Source organism: Herbaspirillum sp. (assembly GCF_035644555.1).
GTDB lineage: Bacteria > Pseudomonadota > Gammaproteobacteria > Burkholderiales > Burkholderiaceae_D > Herbaspirillum.
Genome location: NZ_DASQOH010000013.1, coordinates 1 through 23,989, shown reverse-complemented (window position 1 = coordinate 23,989; position 23,989 = coordinate 1). Strand labels below are relative to the sequence as shown.

Genomic DNA, 23,989 nt, shown 5'->3' with positions numbered 1-23,989 from the left:
TGAACGGTAGCTCAGTCAGCAACCGGCCGCGCAAGGACTGCGCGGCCGGCGTGGATCAGACGCCCTGTTTCAGCGAAGCGGCGATGAAGTCGTCCAGGTCGCCGTCGAGCACGGCCTTGGTATTGCCGGTTTCGAAGTTGGTGCGCAGGTCCTTGATGCGGGACTGGTCCAGCACATAGGAGCGGATCTGGTGGCCCCAGCCGACGTCGGTCTTGGAGTCTTCCAGCTTCTGCTGCTCGCTCATGCGCTTGCGCAGTTCCAGTTCGAACAGCTTGGCGCGCAGCATGTCCCAGGCTTCGGCACGGTTGCGGTGCTGGCTGCGGTCGTTCTGGCATTGCACGACGATGCCCGACGGGGCGTGCGTCAGGCGTACGGCGGAGTCGGTCTTGTTGATGTGCTGACCACCGGCGCCGGAGGCGCGGTAGGTATCGACGCGCACGTCGGCCGGGTTGATCTCGATTTCGAAGGATTCATCCACCTCAGGGTAGACGAAGAGGCTCGAGAACGAGGTGTGGCGGCCATTGGACGAGTCGAACGGCGACTTGCGCACCAGGCGGTGCACGCCGGTCTCGGTGCGCAGGAAGCCATAGGCGTAGTCTCCCTCGACCTTGATGGTGGCGGTCTTGATGCCGGCCACTTCACCGTCGGACTGTTCCATGATCTCGGCCTTGAAGCCCTTGCGCTCGCAATAGCGCAGATACTGGCGCAGCAGCATGGAGGCCCAGTCCTGGGCTTCGGTACCGCCGGCGCCGGCCTGGATGTCGATGAAGCAGTTGTTGGCGTCCATGGGGCCGCTGAACATGCGGCGGAATTCCATTTCCTCCACCAGCTTCTTCAGGTTCTCGGCATCGGCCTCGATGGCGACGATGGTGTCCTCGTCCTTTTCCTCGCGCGCCATCTCGAAGAGGTCGCGGGCATCGTTCAGCTCGCTGTCGATCTTGATGAGGGTATGGACGATCGCTTCCAGCGATTTCTTTTCCTTGCCGAGGTCCTGGGCCCGCTTCTGGTCGTTCCAGACGTTGGGGTCTTCCAGTTCGGCGTTGACTTGCTCGAGTTTCTCCGACTTCACATCGAAGTCAAAGATACCTCCGTAGCTCGGTGGCGCGGGTGGCCAGGTCGTCGAGCAGTGATTGGAGGGAATTGAGGCGTTCTGCTTCCATGATGGTTTCTTTTGCGATCAAACCTCACATTATACAAGAGGAGCAGGGCAGTTTCATCCCCGTCACGCGCCTGTCATTTTCGCTCGCTACCATCGGCGCGCTTGTTTTACTGACAAAAACCTGACGGTGGCGCACGGCGCTGCCCGATACCTGCCAGCCCCTACCGGAGAATCTTCGATGAGACAGCCCGCCGCCACGTCCCTCCCTTCCACCGTCGACCAGCCGCAAGCCGGTCGCCGCAGCCTGCTCAAGGCCTTTGCCTCGGCACCACTGTTGCCCCTGGCCGGTGGTCTGTCGGCCTCGGCCCTGCTGGCGGCCTGCGCCACGCCCGGTGCCGGCAAGCCCTTCGCCTCGGCGCGTTTTACCGGCATGCCGGCACCCACCCTGGACAATCCGGCCGCCATGGCCTCCACCACCGTTGGTTCGGCCCTGGAGGTAACGTTTGCCGATGGCAGCAAGCAAAGCTACAAGCTGGCCTACCAGCCCTTCTTCATGACCGGCGACATGGTGCCGGACGGCCGTGGTGGCAGCATCCTGGCCGGCGGTTATCTGGACATCAACAACCAGCCCATCATCGACCGCTCGCTGCCCGGCCGTGAACGCCAGTTCTTCTCGGACTGCCCGGACGGCTCTTCGCTGTTGACCGTGCCGGGCGCCAAGGTGCCCGGCGTAAAAGGCAACGCAGTGTTTGCCGTGGTGCAATTCGAATACACCACCCGCGACCAGAAGCAGGCCGCCATGTATGGCCAGCTGCCTTCGCCCATCGCCGTGCTCACGCTAGACCAGGACCCGTCCTCGGGCAAGCTCACCCTGATCAAGTACCACAATGTCGACACCTCCCAGGTCAACGGCCTGTGGATCACCTGCGGCGCCAGCCTGTCGCCCTGGAATACGCACTTGTCGTCGGAAGAATATGAACCGGACGCTTCGGCCATCGCCTCCAACCCGCAATTCAAGGCCTTCAGCAAGAACTTGTACGGCGACGAAAACCGCGCCAATCCCTACCACTACGGCCATCTGCCGGAAGTGACGGTCAACCCCGACGGCACCGGCTCCATCAAGAAGCACTACTGCCTGGGTCGCATCTCGCACGAACTGGTACAGGTCATGCCGGACCAGCGCACCGTCCTGATGGGTGACGACGCCACCAACGGCGGTCTGTTCATGTTCATCGCCGATCGCGCCGCCGACCTGTCCTCGGGCACGCTCTACGTGGCGCGCTGGGAGCAGGTCTCCAGTGTCGGCCCGGGCGCCGGCAAGCTGTCCTGGGTACGCCTGGGCAGCGCCACCAGCGCCGAAGTCAAGGCCATGGCGGAGCGCTACAAGGCCGCCGACATCATGGATATCCGCACCACCGACCCGGCCGACGGCTCCTTTTCCAGGATTCCCTTCAACGGCAAGTTCAACTGGGTGCGCGTCAAGCCGGGCATGCAGAAGGCGGCCGCCTTTTTGGAAACCCACCGCTACGCCGCCCTGGCCGGTGGCAGCCTGGGCTTCACCAAGATGGAAGGCACCACCGTCAATGCCCGCGACAAGATCGCCTATTCCGCCATGTCCTATATCCAGACCTCGATGCTCAATGGCTCCGGCCACATCAAGGTCGAAGGCCCCAAGGCCGGTGCCGTGTATGCGTTGAACCTGCGCGGCGGCCAGCGCGATGCCGGCGGCAATGTGATCGACAGCGAATGGGTGGCCATCGACATGGCCCCGCCGGCAGCGCTGGTGGGCGTGGACCTGAAGACCCCGGATGCCCTGGGCAACCTGGCCGATCAGGAACACATCGCCAATCCGGACAACATCAAGTTCTCCGAGAAGCTGCGCACGCTCTTCATCGGCGAAGACAGCGGCATGCACGTCAACAACTTCCTGTGGGCCTACAACGTCGATACCAAGGCGCTGACCCGGGTTCTGTCCTGCCCGGCAGGGGCTGAATCGACCGGTCTGCATGCGGTCGATGAAATCAACGGCTGGACCTATGTCATGAGCAATTTCCAGCACGCCGGTGACTGGGAGAAGGGCTTGCACGACAAGGTCAAGGACAAGCTCGATGCGCTGGTGCGGGCCAACTACAAGGACCGCTTCGGCGCCACCGTCGGTTACCTGACCGGTCTGCCGTACTCGGCCAGGAGCTGAGGCCGGGTCCGTCGTCGCGGCGGGCCGGCACGGAACGCAATCTGCTAGGATCGGTCCTATCAGCTCGTTTCGTCCTGCCCGCCGATGACAAGAACAACGCTGCTTCCCCTGCTGCTTCCCTGTGTTGCCCTGCTGGCGGCCTGCGCCAGCTCTCCCGCGCCGCACGGCCAGGTCAAGGGGGCCGAGGCCAGCTCGCGCGAGATGGGCCAGTCCGACAGCAATCGCGTGGCCACCCTGGCCATGCGCGCCAATCTGGATAGCCTGTATCTGCTGATGTCCAAGCTGTATCGGCGCAATCCGGCCGAATGGAAGAAGACCGCGACCACCCGGGAAGAGGCCGAAAAGAAGGTGCGTGACGCCATCGAACAGCGCCAGCCGTGGCCGGAACTGCAGGGCAAGCGCGACATCGTCGCCATGACGCTGGCCTTGGCGCCGGACTTCAAGGGTGACAGGGTAGCGGCCTTCATCGATGCCACCGCCGACATGATCATCGTCGCCCATGGCAACAAGATCGAGTTCTTCCTGGTCGACGGGCTGGATGCCCAGCATCTCTACAACGCCGCCCGCAACGTCGAAATCGCCGCCTGGGTGCTGGCCAGCCGACGCAATGCGGCGGGCGCGCCCCTGCTGCTGTCCGACGAAATGGGGGGAGATGTGCGCAACCTCAGTTTCGAGCGCGAGTTCGGCAAGATCGTCGGACGCCTGGACCTGATGGCCGAATTCAGCACCGAGCGTTACCGCCGGGCCGGCATCAGCTATGTGCAGAACCTGCTGGGCGGGTCGTTCCTGCAGTTCCTCCCGGTGCGCTGAGGTCCGTCTCCGGGCCGATCGCGCGCGCCGGCGCGATCACGTAGCAGCCGCGCCCATTGCCCTTGGCGGCATACATGGCCTTGTCGGCGGCCTGCAGCAGGCTGTCGGCGTCGCAACTGCCGTCGCAGACCGCGATCCCCACCGATACGCCGAGCCGGTACTCGCCCTGCGCCAGGTGCAGCGGTTCGGAGACCGCCTTGATGCACTTTTCGGCCAGCACCTGGGCGCCATGCTCATAGGGCGCGCCGAGATCGGTGATCAGCAGGACGAATTCATCGCCTCCCACCCGGGCCAGCGTATCGCCGTGCCTTGCCACCTGGTGCAGGCGCCGGGTGATCTCCTGCAGTACCAGGTCGCCGGCCTTGTGGCCGAGGGTGTCGTTGATGGGTTTGAAGCCGTCCAGGTCCAGGAACAGCAGGGCCACACCGTTGCGTTCGCGGCAGGCATGGGTGAGCGCGGCTTCCATGCGCTCGGCCAGCATCATGCGGTTGGGCAGGCCGGTGAGCACATCGTGGTGCGCCTGATGCTGCAATTCGGCCTGGTGCAGCTTGAGTCGTGAGAGCAGGCCGTTGAAGGCCATGGTCAGGTGGCCTACCTCATCGCGCCGTTCGACCGGCAGCGGCGACAGTGGCAGCTCGCCGCGCGTCATGCGGTCGGCCAGGGCGGCGGCCCGTCGCAGCGGGCGGAAGAACCACAGGTAAGCCAGCACCAGCAGCAACACGACCATGACCCCCTGTATCACGCCACCGCGTGCAATCAGGGCGCGGGTACGTTCTACTGTAGGCAGGGCCGCGGCCAGCGGCATGGTCACCGCCACCATCCAGGACGTGCCCGGCACCGAGGCAAAGGCCTTGATCTCGTTGACACCATTGGCCGCGATGCCCACGCCATTGCCCCGGTACCCCGCCAGGGCCTGGTCCATCAATTTGTCCCGGCCTGCCGATGGGAGCTGGGTCAATACCAGGGCCTCGTCGCTGGAGGCGATGATCATCTTCTGCTGCGGCGACACCAGCAGGAAACTGCCGGTCGGTCCCAGCCGTGCCTGTTGCAGATGGTCCAGGAAGCCCGGTGCGGTGAGTTCGCTGCTACCGCCCAGCACGCCCACGATGCGGCCGCTGGCGTCGCGCAGCGGCGTGAGCATGGCGATGATGGGTTTGCCGCTGGCAGGGCTGTTCAGGGGCGGACACAGAACGGTCGCACCCTGCAGCACGCGCTCGTAATCGGGGTAGTTGGTCAGGGAAAGCGCGCGCCGGCCATCCAGGGTGGGGTAGTCGACCACGATGGTGCCATTGCCGTCGGCCACGAACAGGCCCTGTGCGAACAGCGGAAGCAGTTGCTGGTGATCCTGCAGCCAGCTGCGCATGGCGGCGCGGTCGCCCAACAGCGCGGTCGGAAAGTGGCCGGCCAGGCGTTCCAGATAGCTGGCACGCTCCTGCACGCGATAGCCGATGTCCTGCGCCAGGTAGCTGGCAATGGTGCTTTGCTGGTCGGCGGCGACCTGGGCCTGTTCCTTTTCGAGGAAGCCGATCAGGATGTTGTAGCGCAAGACCGCACTCACCAGAATCAGCAAGAGTCCGAACAGGGTGAGACGGGTCACCAGGCTGCAGTGAATGCGCTTGATCATCATCGGGTTGGTCTTGTTGTTATTGTCTGGAGCGATCTCTAGGCTTGCCCCTTCCGTTTGGCAGGCAGAAAGTCGCTCCAAGCCAACATTGTGCCACTGCAACGCCACAATGTTGGCTTTTTTTTGTCCCCTTCTTGATGTCCTGTTTCCCTGCTGCAATCCTTGCGGGGCAAGGCTTTGCGCCCATTGGGGCAGGGCTGAGGCGATCAGGCCGGCTCGGCGTGTTCGACCATCAGTTGCACGGTGGTCTTGCCGTTGTACTCGTTGGCATCCAGCCGGAACGCCACCTGGGCGTGGTCGGGCAAGGCGTCGGTGTGGCCGAACCAGATGGCGTCGTATTTGCGGCCGTTTTTCTCCAGTTGCAGCTTGAGGTGCTTCTCCTTGAGGATGCGCTGGTTGAGCACCCGGAAGTGATCGCAGAAGACCGGCGGCGCAAAGCCCTGGCCCCAGACCTGCTGGTCCATCAGGCTGATGAATTCCACCGAATAATAGGCATCCTCCAGCACCCCATCGGTCTCGATGACACGCTCCAGCTGGTTCTGCGTGAGCCAGTCGCGGCCCACGGCCTCGAAGGCTTCGGCGAAGGCGTCGAAGGCCTCGGCATGGATGGTCAGGCCGGCCGCCATGGCGTGGCCGCCGAACTTGGTCATCACCGAGGGTGCGTGCTTGGACACCAGGTCCAGCGCGTCGCGCAGGTGGAAGCCCGCAATCGACCGGCCCGAGCCCTTGATGAAACCTTCGTCGCCGGGCGCGAAGGTGATGGTGGGGCGATAGAACTTGTCCTTCAGGCGCGAGGCCACGATGCCGATCACGCCCTGGTGCCAGGAGGCATCGAAAACAGCAATGGTGCGGCGATCGGCCGGGTTGAAGTCATCCAGCAGCAAGAGGGCGGTGTCCTGCATGCCGGCTTCGATGTCGCGCCGTTCGCGGTTGATGGCATCCAGTTGCTGGGCGATCGCCCAGGCCCGGCCTTCGTCGTCGGTGGTCAGGCATTCGATGCCCAGTGCCATGTCGGCCAGGCGGCCAGCCGCATTCAGGCGCGGCCCCACGGCAAAGCCGAGGTCGAAGGGGGTGGCGCGACGGGCTTCGCGCCCGGCCGCACGAAACAGTGCGGCAATGCCAGGATGCATCTTGCCGCTGCGCATGCGCTTCAAGCCCTGGGCCACCAGGATGCGGTTGTTGGCGTCCAGCTTGACCACGTCGGCCACCGTGCCCAGGGCCACCAGGTCCAGCAGGGTATCCAGGCGCGGCTGGGTCTGGGCGTCGAAGAGGCCGCGCTTGCGCATCTCGGCGCGCAGCGCCAGCAGCACGTAGAACATCACGCCCACGCCAGCCAGGTTCTTGCTGGGGAAGCCGCATTGCGGCTGGTTCGGATTGACGATCACGCGCGCGTCCGGCAGGGCATCGCCGGGCAGGTGGTGATCGGTCACCACCACGTCGATGCCGCGCCGCTTGGCCTCGGCCACGCCGTCGATGCTGGCGATGCCGTTATCGACGGTGACGATGATGTCGGGGTTCTTTTCGCGCACCGTCAGTTCGACGATTTCGGGGGTGAGCCCGTAACCGTATTCGAAGCGATTGGGCACGATGTAGTCCACCTGCGCGCCCAGCAGGCGCAGCCCGCGCAGGCCGACCGCGCAGGCGGTGGCGCCGTCGCAGTCATAGTCGGCCACGATGACCAGCTTCTTGCCGGCGGCAATGGCGTCGGCCAGGTAGCTGGCGGCAGCGTCGATATGGAGCAGGCCGGCGGGCGGGAACAGCGCATTGAGTTCGCTGGCCAGTTCGCGCGCGGTGGACAGGCCGCGCGCCGCATAGACCCGCGCCAGGACAGGGTGGACGCCTTCGGCGATGAGTTGGTCGGCCTGGCCGGGGTGATAGGGGCGGGTGGCGACGCGGATCATGCGCAACGCTCCGCCAGCAGCGCCAGCGAGGGCTTGCGCCAGAAGCGCCGCAAGGCGCCACGGGTGACGGCAACCTCGACCAGGCGGTCAGACCCGGTCAGGACCAGGTTCACGGCCCCCAACGTGTCGGCCCGCAGCGCCACCAGCAGCGGCGCCAGCCATTCGCGGTCCAGGTGTTCCAGGTGCTGCAGCCACAGGCCCCACTCCTCGGCCAGTGCTGCTTCAGCCAGGGCATCCAGTACCAGCAGGCGGTGTCCGTCCCCGCGCAGGATGTCGTTCACCTGGTTCCCATTGGCATTGGCAATGGCCTTGGCCTGGTCGGTCTGCGCGCCATCGCCGAAGGCGCGCATCCAGCCGCGCAGGCCAAAGCGGGCGGCATAGCTATGCTGCGCGCTGGCACCGGCATCGGCGCCGCCCCAGATCCAGATGGAGTTGATGGCCTTCTGACCACGCATTTCGCGCTGCTCGTTGAGTGCCTCGGCGAACCATTGCATCTGCACTTCGTTCTGCAGCTTGCGCCAGGCCAGTTCACCCGGGCCTTCCGGCATCCAGATGTCGACGTTGCGGCCGCTGGCAGCGCTCGGTGTGGAGGTGCGCAGGCCAGCCCAGGCGTCGGCGCGGATGAACCAGGTGCGGGCGTCGCCATACACCAGTTCATGGCCGATCTCCTCGAACAGCGGCAGGGCGGCGGCGAACAGGCGTCGCGATTCTTCCTCTTCCAGCTGCAGCTGTCCGATGTCGGTCAGCACCAGGTGGTCGCGGGCCACGTGGATGTGCGCCGGGTGCAGTACGAACCAGTGACCGGCGGCCGGTGCGTGGCCCAGGCACTGCATCAATGCGGCGGCCGCACCGGGACTGGAATCCTGCGGGGTCGGCGGCAGCCCGAAGCGGCGGGCCAGCCAGTGTTCATGCGGCAATGCCCGCGAAAACGGGTCGTGCGACTGCAACGGTGTCGCCTTGCCACGGCCCAGCAGCATGGCCAGGGAGGGCGCCTTGCTCTGGCGCAGCAGGTCGCGGGCCAGCTCGGCCGGGGGTAGGGCGAAGGGAACGAGGATGTCGAGTTGATTCATGGGGCGCTATTTTAGCGGCTGGCGGGCCGCTTGGCCTGGGCGTCCCCTGTACATAGCTTCACTTATGTGACTGAAGGCCCTTAAAAAAACGCTCAAGACTTGTTCCAGGCCTGTTTGGCGCGCTGGCGCACCAGCATGCGCACGCTTTCGGGCATGGGTGTGCGGGCGCCATTGGTCTCGGCCGATAGCCACAGGCTGTCCTCGAAATGGGGCAGCATGCGCGGAGTGATGAAGCGGCTGCGGATGGCATTCACATGGCGGTCGCCCTGGGCCGTCTGCTGGGTGATGAAGAAGCGTTGCGGCACGATCAGGTGCAGATATTCCTTGGCCCGGGTCATGGCCACATAGAGCAGGCGGCGCTCTTCGGCGATCTCGGCCTCGCTGCCGGTGGCCAGGTCGGAGGGGATGCAGCCGTCCACCACGTTCAGCACATGCACCGAACGCCATTCCTGGCCCTTGGCGGAGTGGATGGTGGAGAGCGTCAGGTAATCCTCGTCCCGATAGGGCGGCGCCGAAAAGTCGCTGCTGGATTCGGGCGGGTCCAGCGTCAGCTCGGTGAGGAATTTCTCGCGCGAGGCATAGCCCCGGGCCAGCGCGGCCAGTTGCTCGATGTCGGCGGCGCGGGCGTCGGCATCCTCGTAGCGTTGTTCCAGCCGCGGCAGATACCAGTCGCGGGCGGCGTTGATGTCGGTCGGCCAGGCCGCGCTGGCGCGCCGCATCAGGGCATAGGTATCTGCGAAGGCCTGCCACTGCAGGGCGATATTGGCCGGGGCGCCGAAGTTGAGCAGGGCATCGGCCGGGTCGGCGGCGCCGGCCATCAGGTCCAGCACCTTGCGGGCGGTGGCCGGGCCGACGCCGGGAATCAGTTGCAGGGCACGCAGGCCTGCCATGCGGCCGCTGGGGTTGTGGGCCAGCCGCAGCAGGGACAGCAGGTCCTTGATGTGGGTGCTCTCCAGGAACTTGAGCCCGCCGAACTTCACGAAGGGGATGTTGCGGCGGACCAGTTCCAGCTCCAGCGCGGCGCTGTGGGTGGCGGTGCGGAACAGCACTGCCTGGGACTTGAGCGTCAGCCCTTCTTCGCGATGCGCCAGGATGCGGTTGGCGACCCAGCGCGCCTGTTCGGCTTCGTCGGGGATGACCACCAGCTGCGGTTTTTGCGAGGAGGGTTTGTCACTCCACAGGTTCTTGAAGTGACGTTCCGGGGCATCGGCGATGACCGCATTGGACGCCTGCAGGATAGGCTGGGTGGAGCGGTAGTTCTGTTCCAGCGTCAGCAGCCGCGCCGGCTGGGTGAACAGCGAGGGCAGGTCGAGGATGTTGCGCACCGTGGCGCCGCGGAAGGAATAGATCGATTGGGCGTCGTCGCCGACGGCGGTCACACCGGCGCCATCGGGCTTCATGCGCTGCAGGATCTCGGCCTGCAGGCGGTTGGTGTCCTGGTATTCATCGACCAGCACGTGGTCGAAGCGGGCGCCGACGGACTGCGCGATTTCCGGGTCCGACAGCATGTCGGCCCAGAACAGCAGCAGATCGTCGTAATCCAGCACGTGCTGGGTTTCCTTGGCATCCACATAGCGGGCGAAGAGTTCGCCCAGTGGCCGCTCCCACTCGCGGCACCAGGGGAAATGGACCTGCAGCACCTGGGCCAGGTCCTGGCGGGTGTTGACGGCCCGCGAATAGATCGCCAGGCAGGTGGCCTTGAGCGGAAAGCGCTTGTCGGTGGAAGACAGGCCCATCTCGTGGCGCAACAGGCCCATCAGGTCTTCCGAGTCACCGCGATCCTGGATGGTGAAGTCGTCTTCCAGGCCGATCACGCTGGCGTAGTCGCGCAGCAGGCGCGCGCCGATGGCGTGGAAGGTGCCGGACCAGGGCAGTTGCGGCGGGGCATCGCCGGCGGCCAGGCCCAGTACCTGGCGGATCACCTGGCCCACGCGGCGGCCCATGTCGCCGGCCGCGCGGCGCGAAAAGGTCAGCAGCAGGATGCGTTGCGGATCGGCGCCCTCCAGCACCAGCCGCGCCACCCGGTGCGCCAGGGTATTGGTCTTGCCCGAGCCGGCGCCGGCCACGATCAACAGCGGCGTCTGTTGCGCCGGCGGCAGGCCGCTGCCGTGCTCGACGGCGGCGCGCTGTTCGGCATTGAGGCGGGCGAAGGGATCGCGTTCCTGTGCGGGCGGCGCCGGGGCGTCCTGGGCGGGGGCGGCGGAGACGTCGCGGATGAGGTCGGGTGGCATGAGGCGAAGGGAAATTCAGGTGGCGGAGAGCAATGGCAGGAAGATACTGTATATATAACCAGTCCGGTGCGCAATATCCAACTGCCACAGATATGAAGCGGGGCGCCGCGAACCTCTGCCGTGGAAGTGAATCTATAGCCTGCACGCGGGAACGTGCGCAAGTGAAGGGCAGGGGCCAGGGATGGGCCGGCTGTCCATTCTGTGGCAAACTTCGCGCTTTGTCCTCGCCCGTGTTGGCGTGCGGCGGGTCCGGTTTCGACGGGATTTCGCCGGCACATTTTGCAGGCCCTCTCCCGGAGCAATTTTGAGTCTGATTAAAAACCTGCCGTTCGAATGGCTGGTCGGCATCCGCTACACGCGGGCCGGCAAGCGCAGCGGTCGCAACAGTTTCATTTCTTTTATTTCCCTCATTTCCATGGCCGGCATCGGCCTGGGCGTGGCCGCGCTGATCGTGGTGCTGTCGGTGATGAACGGTTTCCAGAAGGAAGTCCGTGACCGCATGCTCTCGGTGCTGGCGCATATCGAGGTGTTCGACGCCTCCGGTTCCATGAAGGACTGGCAGAGCGTGGCCAAGCAGACCTTCCAGAACAAGGAAGTACTGGGTGCGGCGCCCTATGTGGCCGGCCAGGCCATGATGACGCGCGACGACAACCTGCGCGGCGTGCTGGTGCGCGGCGTGCTGCCGGAAGAAGAGCCCAAGGTCTCGGACGTGGCGCGTCAGATCAAGCAGGGCAGTTTCGATTCCCTGAAGCCTGGTGCTTTCGACATCGTCCTCGGTAGCGAGCTGGCGCGCGGCATGCGCGTGGGGCTGGGTGACAAGGTCACGGTGATCGTGCCGCAAGGCCAGGTGACCCCGGCCGGGGTGCTGCCACGGTTGAAGCAGTTCACCGTGACCGGCATCTTCGAGGCCGGCCATTACGAGTTCGATTCCTCGCTGGCCTTCATCCACCTGCAGGACGCCGAGACCCTGTTCCGCATGGATGCGCCCACCGGGGTGCGCCTGCGCATCCGCGACATGCTGCAGGCGCCGGAGGTGACCCAGGAGCTGGCGCGCACCCTCAGCGGTGACCTCTACCTGCGCGACTGGTCGCAGCAGAACAGCAACTGGTTCGCCGCCGTCAAGACAGAGAAACGCATGATGTTCATCATCCTCACCCTGATCATTGCGGTGGCGGCCTTCAATCTGGTCTCCACGCTGGTGATGACGGTCACCGACAAGCAGGCCGACATCGCCATCCTGCGCACGCTGGGGGCGTCGCCCGGTTCCATCATGAAGATCTTCGTGATCCAGGGGGCGCTGGTGGGCCTGATCGGGACCGCTGCCGGCGTCGCCCTGGGGGTGGCGGTGGCACTGAACATCGATGTGCTGGTGCCGGCCATCGAGCACGCCTTCCACGTGCAGTTCCTGCCCAAGAGTATTTATGTGATTTCCGAATTGCCCTCCGACCTCATCTGGTCGGACGTCTATATCATCGGCGGCGTGGCCGTGGTACTGGCATTCCTGGCCACGCTGTACCCGAGCTGGTCGGCAGCCCGCGTCAAACCGGCGGAGGCGCTGCGCTATGAATGATTCCATCCTGAACCGCCAGGCCGTGCTGTCTGCACGCGGCCTGGGCAAGACCTTCACCCAGGGAAAGTATTCGGTGAAGGTGCTGGGTAATGTGGATATCGATGTCTACCACGGTGAGCAGGTCGCCATCGTCGGCGCTTCCGGCTCCGGCAAGTCGACCCTGCTGCATCTGCTGGGCGGGCTCGATACCCCCAGCGCCGGTACCGTCAGCCTGCAGGGCAAGGATTTTGCCAGCCTGGGCGAGCGCGAGCGCGGTACGCTGCGCAACCAGTCGCTGGGCTTTGTCTACCAGTTCCACCACCTGCTGCCGGAATTCTCGGCGCTGGACAACGTGGCCATGCCGCTGATGATCCGCCGCGTCAAGCGCGCCCAGGCACAGGAGCAGGCCCGCGAGATGCTGGAGAAGGTGGGCCTGGCCCAGCGCGTGACCCACGTGCCGGGCGAGCTCTCGGGTGGCGAGCGTCAGCGCGTGGCGCTGGCGCGCGCGCTGGTCACGCGACCGGCCTGCGTGCTGGCCGATGAGCCGACCGGCAACCTGGACCGCAGTACGGCCGACCGCACCTTCGAACTGATGATCGAACTCTCGCGCACGCTGGGCACGGCCTTCGTCATCGTCACCCACGACGGCGAACTGGCCGGTCGCTGCGGGCGCGTGCTGCGCCTGTCGGAGTTGGGTCTGCGTGCGGTGACGCAGCAGGGCTGACGCAATCCGGGTAAGCTTGCAGTTTTCCGCCGCCGTCTCCATGAAAGACGGCGGTGTGCTTTTGAACAGATGGAACATGGAGTCAGTGAACATGAATACCCGCCAATGGCTAGAGACCCTGGTCGCCTTCGATACCACCAGCCGCAATTCCAACCTGGAACTGATCACGACCGTGCGTGACAGTCTGGAAAAGCAGGGCATCTCCTCCTGGCTGGCACACAACAAGGAGCAGACCAAGGCCAACCTGTTCGCGACCCTGCCGGCCACGGCTGGTCCCAATGCCGGCAGCACCGAGGGCGGCATCGTGCTCTCCGGCCACACCGACGTGGTGCCGGTGGATGGTCAGAAATGGGATACCGACCCTTTCAAGATCACCGAGAAGGATGGCAGCCTGTTCGGTCGCGGTACCTGCGACATGAAGGGTTTCATCGCCACCTCGCTGGCCCTGGTGCCGGAATTCCTGGCCATGCCGCGTACCAAGCCGATCCACCTGGCCTTTTCCTATGACGAGGAAATCGGCTGCATCGGCGCGCCGGTGATGCTGGAAGAGATCGTCAAGCGCGGTATCAAGGTGGACGGCTGCGTGGTGGGTGAACCCACCAGCATGAACGTGGTGGTGGCGCACAAGGGCATCAACGTATTCGCCTGCAAGGTGCACGGCAAGTCGGCCCACTCCTCGCTCACGCCACAGGGCTGCAATGCCATTGAGCACGCGGCGCGCCTGATCTGCGCCATCCGCGATTTCGCCGATGGCTACAAGGCTAATGGCCCCTACGACCAGTTCTTCGACGTGCCTTTCAGCACCATGACCACCAACCAGATCCGTGGCGGCATTGCGGTCAACACCATCCCCGAGCTGTGCGAATTCACCTATGAATTTCGCAACCTGCCGGGCATGAGCGTGGCCGACATCCAGGCCCAGATCGACAAGTACGTCGCCGAGGTGCTGCTGCCGAAGATGCGCAGCGAATTCCCGGACGCCCGCATCGAAATCGACAACTTCGCCGGCAGCCCGGCGCTGGAAGCGGTGGAGCAGGCGGCCATCACCGAACTGGTGCGCGCCCTCACGGGAGACCGCGAGACCCGCAAGGTGGCCTATGGCACCGAAGCCGGGCTGTTCCAGCAGATCGGCATCCCCACCATCGTCTGCGGTCCTGGCGACATCGGCAATGCCCACAAGCCCAACGAGTTCGTGACGCTGGCCCAGATGGAGCGCTGCGAGCAGTTCCTGCGCAAGCTGGGCAAGTCGCTGCAGCCGGCCTGAGACATCCGGCATCGGCCGGCGCCGGTCCGGGCTGGTCGGCAGAAGAAGTAATGAGCGGGGACGCGAGTGATCGCGTCCCTTTTCATGTCCGCATCCGGAGAACAGCGCGGCAATTCTTTACGATTGTTAATGTCTGCAAGGGCGGCTTAGACGGTAAACTGCCGTTTTCTGCTTTGGCATCAGTCAAGGTAGCTGTACAAAAAACAATACGCTTCGGGGGAAGCAAGCCGGACAGGCAAGGGTGCGATCCCCGTGGCGTGTGTCGTCATCCGGCAGCGGCGTCCCGTGGGTGCAGTTGTCGATTTTCGTCAGGCCAGCCAGCACATGTGGGTCGATACGCACTGTCATCTCGACGCCGGAGAATTCGGCGCCCGCTCTCCAGCCGTTGCCGCAGAGGCCGCGCAGGTGGGGGTGCGGGGCATCGTCATCCCGGCCATCGCGCGCACCAATTTCGAGGAAGTCGGGCGCCTGGCGCGGCAAGTCGGCAATGCGGTCTATGCGCTGGGCATCCATCCGCTGTATGTGCCCACGGCGCAGGAAGCTGACCTGCAGGTACTGCGCGAGGCCATCGCCAGTGCGTTGGAAGATCCGCTGTTCGTGGGCATCGGCGAGATCGGGCTGGATTTCTTCGTGCCGGCCCTGAAGGAGGCGCCGCTGCGGGAGAAGCAGGAGTTCTTCTTTGCCGAACAGCTGAAGCTGGCGCGTGACTTCCAGCTGCCGGTGCTGCTGCACGTGCGCCGCTCGCAGGACATCATCCTGAAGTACCTGCGCCGCATCCGCGTTCCCGGCGGCATCGCCCATGCCTTCAACGGCAGCGACCAGCAGGCGCGCACCTTCGTCGAGCTGGGATTGCACCTGGGCTTCGGCGGTGCCATGACCTTCCCGCGTTCGCTGCAGATCCGTCGCCTGGCGGCCGAATTGCCGTTGTCGTCCATCGTGCTGGAGACCGACGCGCCCGATATCTCGCCGGCCTGGCGCCATCCCGACATCAATACCCCCGACCAGATTCCGCGCATCGGCGAGGTCCTGGCCGAGCTGCGCCAGATGCCGCTGCACGAGATCGCGGCTGCCACCACCGCCAATGCCCAGGCTGCGCTGCCGCGGCTGGCGCACGCCGGGCTGGGTCTCTGATGCGCGCACTGATTATCGGTTTCGCACTGGGTGCAGGCCTGCTGCAACTGCAGTCGCAGTTGCCCGGCATCGAGTGGTATGTGATCGGGCTGGTGCTGGCGGGCTTGCTGGCCTTCACTGCCCGCCGCTTCTGGCAACCCTTCCTGCGCGTGCCGCTGCTGCTGACCTGCGGGGCCTGGCTGGGTTTCCTGTGGGCGGCTTCGTTTGCACTCTATTACCTGGATCAGGAGCTGCCCACGGCCTGGGAAGGGCATGACGTCACCGTCATCGGTACTGTGGCCGATCTGCCTTCGCCGACGGGGCAGGGCCTGCGTTTTCGTTTCGATGTCGAACAGGTGGTGCTGCAGGGTGGGGTCAAGCCGCCCATCCCGCCACGGCTGGCCTTGAGCTGGTATGGCAACCAGCGCTACCAGGCGCCCACCGAGGATGGCGAACAGGCTGCGCCGGCGCGGCTGGCCTTGCCGGACCTGCAACCGGGCGAGCGCTGGCGCCTGCAGGTGAGGCTCAAGCGTCCGCATGGCAATGCCAATCCGGATGGCTTCGACTATGAATTGTGGCTGTTGCAGGATGACGTGCGGGCCACCGGCTATGTGGTCGGGCGACCGGCGGCGGCTTCCGCTCCTGCATCGGCGGTGAATCGTCGTCTCGATGCCTTCGTTTGGACGCCCTGGCATGTGATCGATACCGCACGCGGCTGGCTGCGCGACCGCGTCTACCAGGCCTTGCCGGATGCGCCCTATGCGGGCGTGATCGCGGCGCTGGTCATGGGCGACCAGCGCGGCATCAGCCAGTCCGACTGGAATGTCTTCAACCGCACCGGCATCGGTCACCTGATGGCCATCTCCGGCTTGCACATCACCATGCTGGCGGCCTTGTGCGGTGGTCTGGCCAGCTGGCTGTGGCGGCGCTCCTTCTTCACTGGCGCGCAGTTGCCGCTGCGCCTGCCGGCGCAGAAGGTGGCGGTGATCGTCGGCATGCTGGTGGCCTTGCTGTATGTGTTGCTGGCCGGGTTTGGCGTGCCGGCGCAGCGTACGCTCTACATGCTGGTGGTGGTCGGCATCGCCTTCTGGCGCGGGCGCATCGTGCGGGTCTCGGTGGTGCTGTGCCTGGCGCTGGCGCTGGTAGTGCTGCTGGATCCGTGGTCACTGATGTGGCCGGGCTTCTGGCTGTCGTTCGGGGCGGTGGCCCTGCTGCTGTATGGCACGGTGGGGCGCATGCAGCCGCCGCAGGCGATGGCGGCCGCCGCGGCCAGCAAGCACTGGGGCGCGGCGCTGGTGCAGCGGATCAAGGAGGCCAGCCACGCGCAATACGTGGTCACGCTGGGCCTGGTGCCGCTGACGATGCTGCTGTTCGGGCAGTATTCGCTGGTCAGTCCCATTGCCAATGCCATCGCCATTCCGCTGGTGTCATTGGTGATCACGCCGCTGGCGCTGGTGGGTAGCGTGCTGCCGACCGTGCTGGCGCAGTTCGTGCTGCAGGTGCCGCACCTGTTGCTGGTGTGGCTGGCCGATCTCCTGCAGGCGCTCAGCGCCATGCCCTGGGCGGTCTGGCAGACGCCCTTGCCCAATGGCTGGGTATTCGCCCTGGCCCTGGGCGGCACCTTGCTGGCGCTGGCGCCGCGCGGCTGGCCGGTACGCTGGCTGGGCTTGTTCGGATGGCTGCCACTGCTGCTCAATGCCCCCGTGGCACCGGCAGAAGGCACCATGCGGGTGACCGCCTTCGATATCGGGCAGGGCATGGCGGTGCTGGTGGAAACCCCGGGCCACCGCCTGCTGTATGACACCGGTCCCTATTACAGCGCCGAATCGGACGGTGCGACGCGGGTGATCCTGCCGTATCTGCGCGCGCGCGGCATCGATCATCTGGACCGGGTGGTGATTTCGCACAACGACAATGATCATTCGGGCGGGGCGGTGTCCCTGTTCAAGAACATGGCCGTGGACAGCGTCTATTCGTCGCTGGCGGAGGACGGCCTCATCCTGCGCGCAGCACCGCTGGCCACGCGTTGCGAGGCGGGCCAGTCGTGGAACTGGGACGGCATCGGCTTTACCATGCTGCATCCGACGCCAGCAAGCTATGAGAGCGACAAATGGCGTCCCAATGCGCGCAGTTGCGTCCTGAAGGTGCAGATCGGCCGGCAGTCGGTACTGCTGGCCGGGGATATCGAAGCCGTGCAGGAAGACGAACTGCTCAACGGCCGCATGGCCGAGCGCCTGCCTTCGACAGTGCTGCTGGCACCCCATCATGGCAGCGGCACCTCGTCCACCGAACCCTTCCTGCGGGCAGTACGGCCGGAGCTGGCGGTGTTCCAGGTCGGCTACCGCAATCGCTTCAATCATCCCGCGCCTCAGGTCTACGAGCGCTACGGCCGGCTGGGCATACGCCGTCTGCGCACCGACGAATCCGGCGCGCTGACCATGACCCTGGGTGACCAGTTGCAAGTGGAGCAATATCGCAAGCAGCATGCGCGCTATTGGTACGGCCGCTAGGGGCATCCTGAACGGCATTTCGCGATGCGGGAAAATAGCACGCTCGCGACCCTGGCCGTTTTGCTATGCTGCGGCCATTGTCTTGCATCCCGCTCTCCATGCACCTTCCCATCCTGCATTTCGCCCATGCCAACAGCTACCCGGCGGGTACCTATGGCATGTTCTTCGACCAGTTGCGCGCCCATTACGATGTGCGTGCCCTGGCCATCCACGCCCATGATCCGCGCTTTCCGGTCGATGACGGCTGGCGCACCCTGGCGCGGGAGTTGCGCGAGGAACTGGAGCGTAGCTACCAGGCGCCGGTGATCCTGGTCGGCCATTCCATGGGCGGCATCCTGTCACTGATGGCCGCCCGCAAACGCCCGCAACTGGTGCGCTGCGTGGTGTTGCTGGATTCGCCGATCGTGGCGGGCTGGCGGGCGCAGGTGTTGCGCCTGTCCAAGCTGTTCAAGTATGAGAGCCGCTACTCGCCCTCGGTGGCGTCGGCGCGGCGGCGCGAGCACTGGCCCGATATCGAGGCGGCCTACCAGCACTATGCGGCCAAGGCGCTGTTCGCGGCCTGGCCGCAGCAGGTGCTGCGTGACTACGTGGCACACGGCCTGGAGCCGCACGCCGGCGGGGGAGTGCGCCTGCGCTTCTCGCGCGAGACCGAAACGGCGGTCTATCGCACCATTCCCCATCATCTGGGGCGCCTGCTGCGCCAGCCTTACCCGGTGCCGATCGGCTTCGTCGGTGGTGTCGATTCGGTGGAATGCCGGCTGGCCGGGCTGGAGGCCACGCGCCGGCTGGTGGGGGCGCACTTCCGCCAGATTCCCGGCGGCCATCTGTTCCCGATGGAGTCGCCCGCACAGGCCGCCCAGGCGACGCACGCGATGATAAGCGAGCTGTTGCAGGGCCTGCCGGGCTGAACCAAACTGCACGTACAGAGTCAAGAAGCTGACCCTATAAGCCGCCTGCTCCGCGACGCATGTTTTCCTGCTGCAAGTTTGGCGAAGGCGCGACATCGGCGACACTTATCGCTGCCTGTCTTAAAAAACGAGCGCATTTTGGGGTATAATTTGAATTTCCCGCATGTGCCGTTCGGCACTCATCTGTAATGACCAAGTTTGTATTTGTCACTGGCGGCGTCGTGTCTTCCCTGGGTAAAGGGATTGCCGCCGCGTCCCTGGCTGCGATCCTCGAATCGCGCGGCCTCAAAGTCACCCTCCTCAAGCTCGATCCCTACATCAACGTCGACCCCGGCACGATGAGCCCGTTGCAGCACGGTGAAGTGTTCGTCACCGACGACGGCGCCGAGACCGACCTCGACCTGGGCCACTACGAGCGTTTCATCTCGGCCAAGATGAAGAAGGTGAACAACTTCACCACCGGCCAGGTGTATGAATCGGTGATCCGCAAGGAGCGCCGTGGCGAGTACCTGGGCAAGACCGTCCAGGTGATTCCGCACATCACCAACGAGATCCAGGAATTCATCCATCGTGGCGCCGAAGGCTTCGAAGTGGCGCTGGTGGAAATCGGCGGCACCGTCGGTGACATCGAATCGCTGCCCTTCCTGGAAGCAGCGCGCCAGCTGAGCCTGCGCTCGGGCCGCAACGCCACCGCCTTCGTGCACCTGACCCTGGTTCCCTTCCTGGCCTCGGCCGGCGAACTCAAGACCAAGCCCACCCAGCACAGCGTGCAGAAGCTGCGCGAGATCGGCATCCTGCCTGACGCGCTGCTGTGCCGTGCCGACCGCCGCATCCCGGACGACGAACGCGACAAGATCTCGCTGTTCTCCAACGTGCCGGCCGATGCCGTCATTTCGGTCTGGGATGCCGATACCATCTATAAGATTCCGCAGATGCTGCACGACCAGGGTCTGGATACCATCATCTGCGAAAAGCTGGGCCTGTCGCCCAAGGCCGCCGATCTGTCGATGTGGGACAAGCTGATCGATGCGCAGAACAATCCTTCGCACGAAGTCACCATCGGCATGGTCGGCAAGTATGTCGACCTGACCGAGTCCTACAAGTCGCTGACCGAAGCGCTGCGTCACGCCGGCATCCATACCGGCAGCCGCGTCAACATCGAGTATCTGGATTCGGAAGAGATCGAAGCCAACGGTACCGACGGTCTGGGCAAGTACGATGCCATCCTGGTGCCGGGCGGCTTCGGCAAGCGCGGTGTGGAAGGCAAGATCGCCGCCGCCCGCTATGCCCGCGAAAACAAGGTGCCTTACCTGGGCATCTGCCTGGGCATGCAAGTGGCGCTGCTGGAATACGCCCGCAACAAGGCCGGCCTGACCAAGGCCAACTCGACCGAGTTTGATCCGGACACCGAACAGCCGGTCGTGGCCCTGATCGACGAATGGCAGAACCACGATGGCAAGGTCGAGCGCCGCGATGCCAATTCCGACCTGGGCGGCACCATGCGCCTGGGTGCGCAGACCTGCGCCGTCAAGCCGGGTACCCTGGCCGCAGAAATCTACGGCGACAGCGTGACCGAGCGTCACCGCCATCGCTATGAGGCCAACAACTTCTACCTCGGTCGCGTGGAAGAGGCCGGCATGGTGGTCTCGGCCCGTACCCCGTCCGAAGATCTGTGCGAGATCATGGAATTGCCGCGCTCCGGCGAGAACGCTCACCCGTTCTACATCGGCGTGCAATACCACCCGGAGTTCAAGTCCACTCCGCGTGACGGCCATCCGCTGTTCATCTCGTACATCCGCGCGGCGCTGGCGCATCACGCGGCAATCAAAGGCCAGGCGTGACGGTCTGAATGTGTGCATGAAACGGCTGCCGTCGGGCGGCCGTTTCATCATGGGCGCCCCGGCCACCGGGCCTGCACCCGCCAACAATTTTTAAAACCTTGATGGAGATCTGAATGAGTGCAATCGTTGATATTATCGGCCGCGAAGTGATCGACTCCCGTGGCAATCCCACCGTGGAATGCGATGTGCTGCTGGAATCCGGCGTGCTGGGTCGCGCTGCCGTGCCTTCGGGCGCATCCACCGGTTCGCGCGAAGCGATCGAACTGCGTGACGGCGACAAGAGCCGCTACTTCGGCAAGGGCGTGCTGCAAGCCTGCGAAAACATCAACACCGAAATCTCGGAAGCCATCATGGGCCTGGACGCCAATGAGCAAGCCTTCCTGGATCGCACCCTGATCGACCTGGACGGTACCGAGAACAAGAGCCGCCTGGGCGCCAACGCCATGCTGGCCGTGTCCATGGCCGTGGCCAAGGCTGCCGCTGAAGAAGCCGGCCTGCCGCTGTATCGCTACTTCGGTGGCAGCGGCTCCATGCAGATGCCGGTGCCGATGATGAACGTCATCAACGGCGGCGCACACGCCGACAACAACCTGGACATCCAGGAATTCATGATCATCCCGGTGGGCGCACCGAGCTTCCGTGAAGCCCTGCGCTACGGCGCCGAGGTGTTCCACACCCTGAAGAAGATCCTGCATGACCGCGGCCTGGCCACCTCGGTGGGCGACGAAGGCGGCTTCGCACCCAACGTCTCCAGCCACGAAGAAGCCATCAAGCTGATCATCGAAGCCATCGAGAAGGCTGGCTACGAGCCGGGTACCCAGATCGCCCTGGGCCTGGACTGCGCCGCTTCCGAGTACTACAAGGACGGCAACTACCACCTGGCCGGTGAAAACATGGTGCTGACCCCGGCCCAGAAGACGGGTCTCTTGGCCTCCTGGTGCGACAAGTACCCCATCATCAGCATCGAAGACGGCATGGCCGAGAACGACTGGGCTGGCTGGAAGCTGCTGACCGAAACCCTGGGCAAGAAGGTGCAGCTGGTGGGCGACGACCTGTTCGTCACCAACACCAAGATCCTGAAGGAAGGCATCGACAAGGAAATCGCCAATTCCATCCTGATCAAGATCAACCAGATCGGCACCCTGACCGAGACTTTCGCCGCCATCGAAATGGCCAAGCGCGCCGGCTACACCGCCGTGATCTCGCACCGTTCGGGCGAAACCGAAGACTCGACCATCGCCGATATCGCCGTCGGCATGAACGCCCTGCAGATCAAGACCGGCTCGATGTCGCGTTCGGACCGCATGGCCAAGTACAACCAGCTGCTGCGTATCGAGGAAGACCTGGGCGATATCGCCAGCTACCCGGGCCGCGCTGCGTTCTACAACCTGAAGTAACACATTTGCGGCGCCGACCCTGAAGGCAGGCGCCGCAAAGAGAGCTCCCGGCTATGCGCCTGATCATCCTCTGCCTGTCCTTCCTGCTGGTGTTGATCCAGTACCCGCTCTGGCTGGGCAAGGGTGGCTGGTTCAAGGTCTGGGAGCTCGACCGTCAGGTCCAGCTGGCGCACAAGAAGAACGACGAACTCAAGGAGCGCAACGCCAAGCTCGCCTCCGAAGTGGACGACCTGAAGCAGTCCAAGGGTGCCGTCGAAGAACGTGCGCGTTTCGAGCTGGGCATGATCAAGCAGAATGAAATCTTCATCCAGCTGCTCGATGGCAGTTCCGGCAGGCCCGCCAATGGCGTCAATCCGAATCCCTACATGCCTGGTTCCGGGCAACCCAACAGCGTCTCCGTGCCTGCCAATGCCCCGGCTTCCAGTGGCCGCGCGGCTGCGCGCTGACGGCATGCGGCCTTGCTGATCGTCGTTCCGGCTGCATGAGTCCCGATACACCGCTGACCTGGCTCGGCCTCACCACCACGCCCCTGGAACTGGTGTCCTTCGTCCTGGCCGTGATCACGGTCAGGCTCAATATCGCCCAGAACCACTGGGCCTGGCTGTTCTCCATCCTTTCTTCGCTGCTGTACGCGGCTGTATTTGCCGACGCCCGCCTGTACGGGGATGCCGGCCTGCAATTCGTGTTCGTGGCGGTCTCGGTATGGGGCTGGTATCAGTGGCTGCGGGGCGGCGACCAGCACAGGCCGCTGCAGGTGTCGACATTGGCGCGATCCGGCTGGGCCATGATGGCGACCGCCTGGCTGGCCGGGTGGTGGCTGCTGTCCTGGTTCCTGCAGCGCTACACCGATACCGACGTGCCGCACATGGATGGCTTCCTGACCGCCGGCAGCCTGGTGGGGCAGTTCCTGCTCTCGCGCAAGAAGCTGGAGAACTGGCTGGTGTGGATCGCGGTGGACGTGCTCTACGTCGGCCTGTACCTGTACAAGCACCTGACGCTGACGGCCATGCTCTATGCGTTGTTCGTGGTGATGGCCGCCGCCGGCTGGCGACGCTGGAAGCTGGCCGGCAGCGGCAGTCCGTACTGAGCCCGTACGGAGCTGCTGCGCCCGGCGCTGCGGCTAGACCAGCGGTGCGGCACCGGCGGGCGGTTCGGCAAAGATGATGCGGTTCTTGCCGGCGTTCTTGGCCTTGTAGAGGGCGACGTCGGCGCGCTTGAGCAGCTCTGCCTGGCTCTCCCCCGGGTGGTAGACGGCCACACCGGCACTGAAGGTGATCAGCAGGCGCTGGCTTTCGTGCATGAAGATGCGCTTGGTCAGTTCGCGCTGTACCCGCGTGATGATCTGAACCGCATCCTGCGGTGTGGTCTCGGGCATCAGCACCACGAATTCCTCGCCACCGAAGCGGGCGATCACATCCAGCTTGCGCAACGTCTCCTTGATCACCTGCACCATGTGCACCAGCACTTCGTCACCGGTGGCATGGCCATGGGTGTCGTTGATGCGCTTGAAATCATCCAGGTCCAACAGGGCCACACACAGCGGCGTGTCGCGCCGTACCGCATTGGCGATCTCGCGGTCCAGCGATTCATCCATGCCACGGCGGTTCAGACTGCCGGTCAGCTGGTCCTCGCGCACCAGTTCGCCCATCTGCTGCAACTGCTGCTCCAGGGTGTGGATGCGATCTTCGGCCTTTTCCACTTCCTGGCGCGCATCTTCCATGGCGTCGCGCGAACGGGTCGCTTCTTCCTGCGCCTTC

General features: G+C 64.8%; 18 protein-coding genes. 12 read left to right on the top strand and 6 right to left on the bottom strand.

The window, feature by feature from the left end; genetic code table 11:
* Nucleotides 1-55: 55 nt before the first annotated feature.
* Nucleotides 56-1,160, bottom strand: a protein-coding gene (gene prfB, locus VE092_RS05260) for a peptide chain release factor 2 (RefSeq protein WP_324874526.1) whose coding sequence is annotated in 2 segments (ribosomal slippage) — nt 56-1,078 and nt 1,080-1,160 — 1,104 coding nt in all. Because the reading frame shifts where the segments join, the coding sequence is not laid out codon by codon here.
* 177 nt (nt 1,161-1,337) lie between these two features.
* On the opposite strand from prfB, the gene VE092_RS05255 reads away from it, so the two are divergent.
* Nucleotides 1,338-3,293 (top strand): PhoX family protein, encoded by a 1,956-nt coding sequence (locus tag VE092_RS05255; protein ID WP_324874524.1) that lies wholly within the window; start codon nt 1,338-1,340, stop codon nt 3,291-3,293.
* An 84-nt stretch (nt 3,294-3,377) separates the two neighbouring features.
* Nucleotides 3,378-4,103, top strand: a complete 726-nt coding sequence (locus VE092_RS05250; protein ID WP_324874522.1) for a hypothetical protein — start codon at nt 3,378-3,380, stop codon at nt 4,101-4,103.
* On the opposite strand, the gene VE092_RS05245 is transcribed toward VE092_RS05250, so the two are convergent.
* From VE092_RS05245 to VE092_RS05230, 4 genes are all read right to left on the bottom strand, one after another.
* Nucleotides 4,045-5,730: a diguanylate cyclase domain-containing protein gene (locus VE092_RS05245; RefSeq protein WP_324874519.1), complete on the bottom strand. Its 1,686-nt coding sequence runs from the start codon at nt 5,728-5,730 to the stop codon at nt 4,045-4,047. The two genes, VE092_RS05250 and VE092_RS05245, sit on opposite strands and share 59 nt — an antisense overlap.
* A gap of 203 nt (nt 5,731-5,933) precedes the next feature.
* Nucleotides 5,934-7,628: a single-stranded-DNA-specific exonuclease RecJ gene (gene recJ / locus VE092_RS05240; protein ID WP_324874517.1), complete on the bottom strand. Its 1,695-nt coding sequence runs from the start codon at nt 7,626-7,628 to the stop codon at nt 5,934-5,936.
* The gene (locus VE092_RS05235) at nt 7,625-8,698 is read right to left on the bottom strand and encodes a hypothetical protein (RefSeq protein ID WP_324874515.1); all 1,074 of its coding nucleotides are present in this window, start codon (nt 8,696-8,698) and stop codon (nt 7,625-7,627) included. Before VE092_RS05235 ends, recJ begins: the two co-directional genes overlap by 4 nt.
* 92 nt (nt 8,699-8,790) lie before the next feature.
* On the bottom strand, nt 8,791-10,929 hold the full coding sequence (locus VE092_RS05230; RefSeq protein ID WP_324874513.1) for an ATP-dependent helicase: 2,139 nt from the start codon (nt 10,927-10,929) through the stop codon (nt 8,791-8,793).
* 304 nt (nt 10,930-11,233) lie between these two features.
* Here VE092_RS05230 and VE092_RS05225 point away from each other — a divergent pair, with 304 nt between their 5' ends.
* The 10 genes from VE092_RS05225 (at nt 11,234) to pnuC (ending at nt 23,319) form a co-directional block, all read left to right on the top strand.
* Nucleotides 11,234-12,499, top strand: a complete 1,266-nt coding sequence (locus tag VE092_RS05225) for a lipoprotein-releasing ABC transporter permease subunit (RefSeq protein ID WP_324874511.1) — start codon at nt 11,234-11,236, stop codon at nt 12,497-12,499.
* A complete protein-coding gene (gene lolD, locus VE092_RS05220; RefSeq protein ID WP_324874508.1) occupies nt 12,492-13,202 on the top strand; it encodes a lipoprotein-releasing ABC transporter ATP-binding protein LolD in 711 nt (236 codons plus the stop codon). Before VE092_RS05225 ends, lolD begins: the two co-directional genes overlap by 8 nt.
* Before the next feature lie 91 nt (nt 13,203-13,293).
* Nucleotides 13,294-14,466, top strand: coding sequence for an acetylornithine deacetylase (gene argE, locus VE092_RS05215; RefSeq protein ID WP_324874506.1), 1,173 nt, complete (start codon nt 13,294-13,296; stop codon nt 14,464-14,466).
* A gap of 324 nt (nt 14,467-14,790) precedes the next feature.
* Complete coding sequence (locus VE092_RS05210) at nt 14,791-15,597, top strand: TatD family hydrolase (RefSeq protein ID WP_324874630.1); 807 nt, start codon at nt 14,791-14,793, stop codon at nt 15,595-15,597.
* Complete coding sequence (locus VE092_RS05205) at nt 15,597-18,086, top strand: DNA internalization-related competence protein ComEC/Rec2 (RefSeq protein WP_324874504.1); 2,490 nt, start codon at nt 15,597-15,599, stop codon at nt 18,084-18,086. The genes VE092_RS05210 and VE092_RS05205 overlap by 1 nt, the downstream gene beginning before the upstream one ends.
* A gap of 98 nt (nt 18,087-18,184) precedes the next feature.
* On the top strand, nt 18,185-18,994 hold the full coding sequence (locus tag VE092_RS05200) for an alpha/beta hydrolase (RefSeq protein WP_324874502.1): 810 nt from the start codon (nt 18,185-18,187) through the stop codon (nt 18,992-18,994).
* A gap of 188 nt (nt 18,995-19,182) precedes the next feature.
* Complete coding sequence (locus VE092_RS05195; RefSeq protein WP_324874499.1) at nt 19,183-20,835, top strand: CTP synthase; 1,653 nt, start codon at nt 19,183-19,185, stop codon at nt 20,833-20,835.
* Between the two features lie 113 nt (nt 20,836-20,948).
* Complete coding sequence (gene eno / locus VE092_RS05190; protein ID WP_077236761.1) at nt 20,949-22,232, top strand: phosphopyruvate hydratase; 1,284 nt, start codon at nt 20,949-20,951, stop codon at nt 22,230-22,232.
* 53 nt (nt 22,233-22,285) lie between these two features.
* Nucleotides 22,286-22,678 carry a cell division protein FtsB gene (ftsB, locus tag VE092_RS05185; RefSeq protein WP_324874494.1) on the top strand — a complete coding sequence of 131 codons (393 nt, stop codon included), beginning with the start codon at nt 22,286-22,288 and terminating at the stop codon, nt 22,676-22,678.
* Nucleotides 22,679-22,713: 35 nt separating this feature from the next.
* Entirely contained in the window at nt 22,714-23,319 is a 606-nt protein-coding gene (gene pnuC / locus VE092_RS05180) for a nicotinamide riboside transporter PnuC (RefSeq protein ID WP_324874492.1), read from the top strand.
* 33 nt (nt 23,320-23,352) lie between these two features.
* Here pnuC and VE092_RS05175 read toward each other — a convergent pair.
* Nucleotides 23,353-23,989 (bottom strand): GGDEF domain-containing protein (locus VE092_RS05175; protein WP_324874490.1); only part of this gene is annotated, 637 nt, incomplete at its 5' end.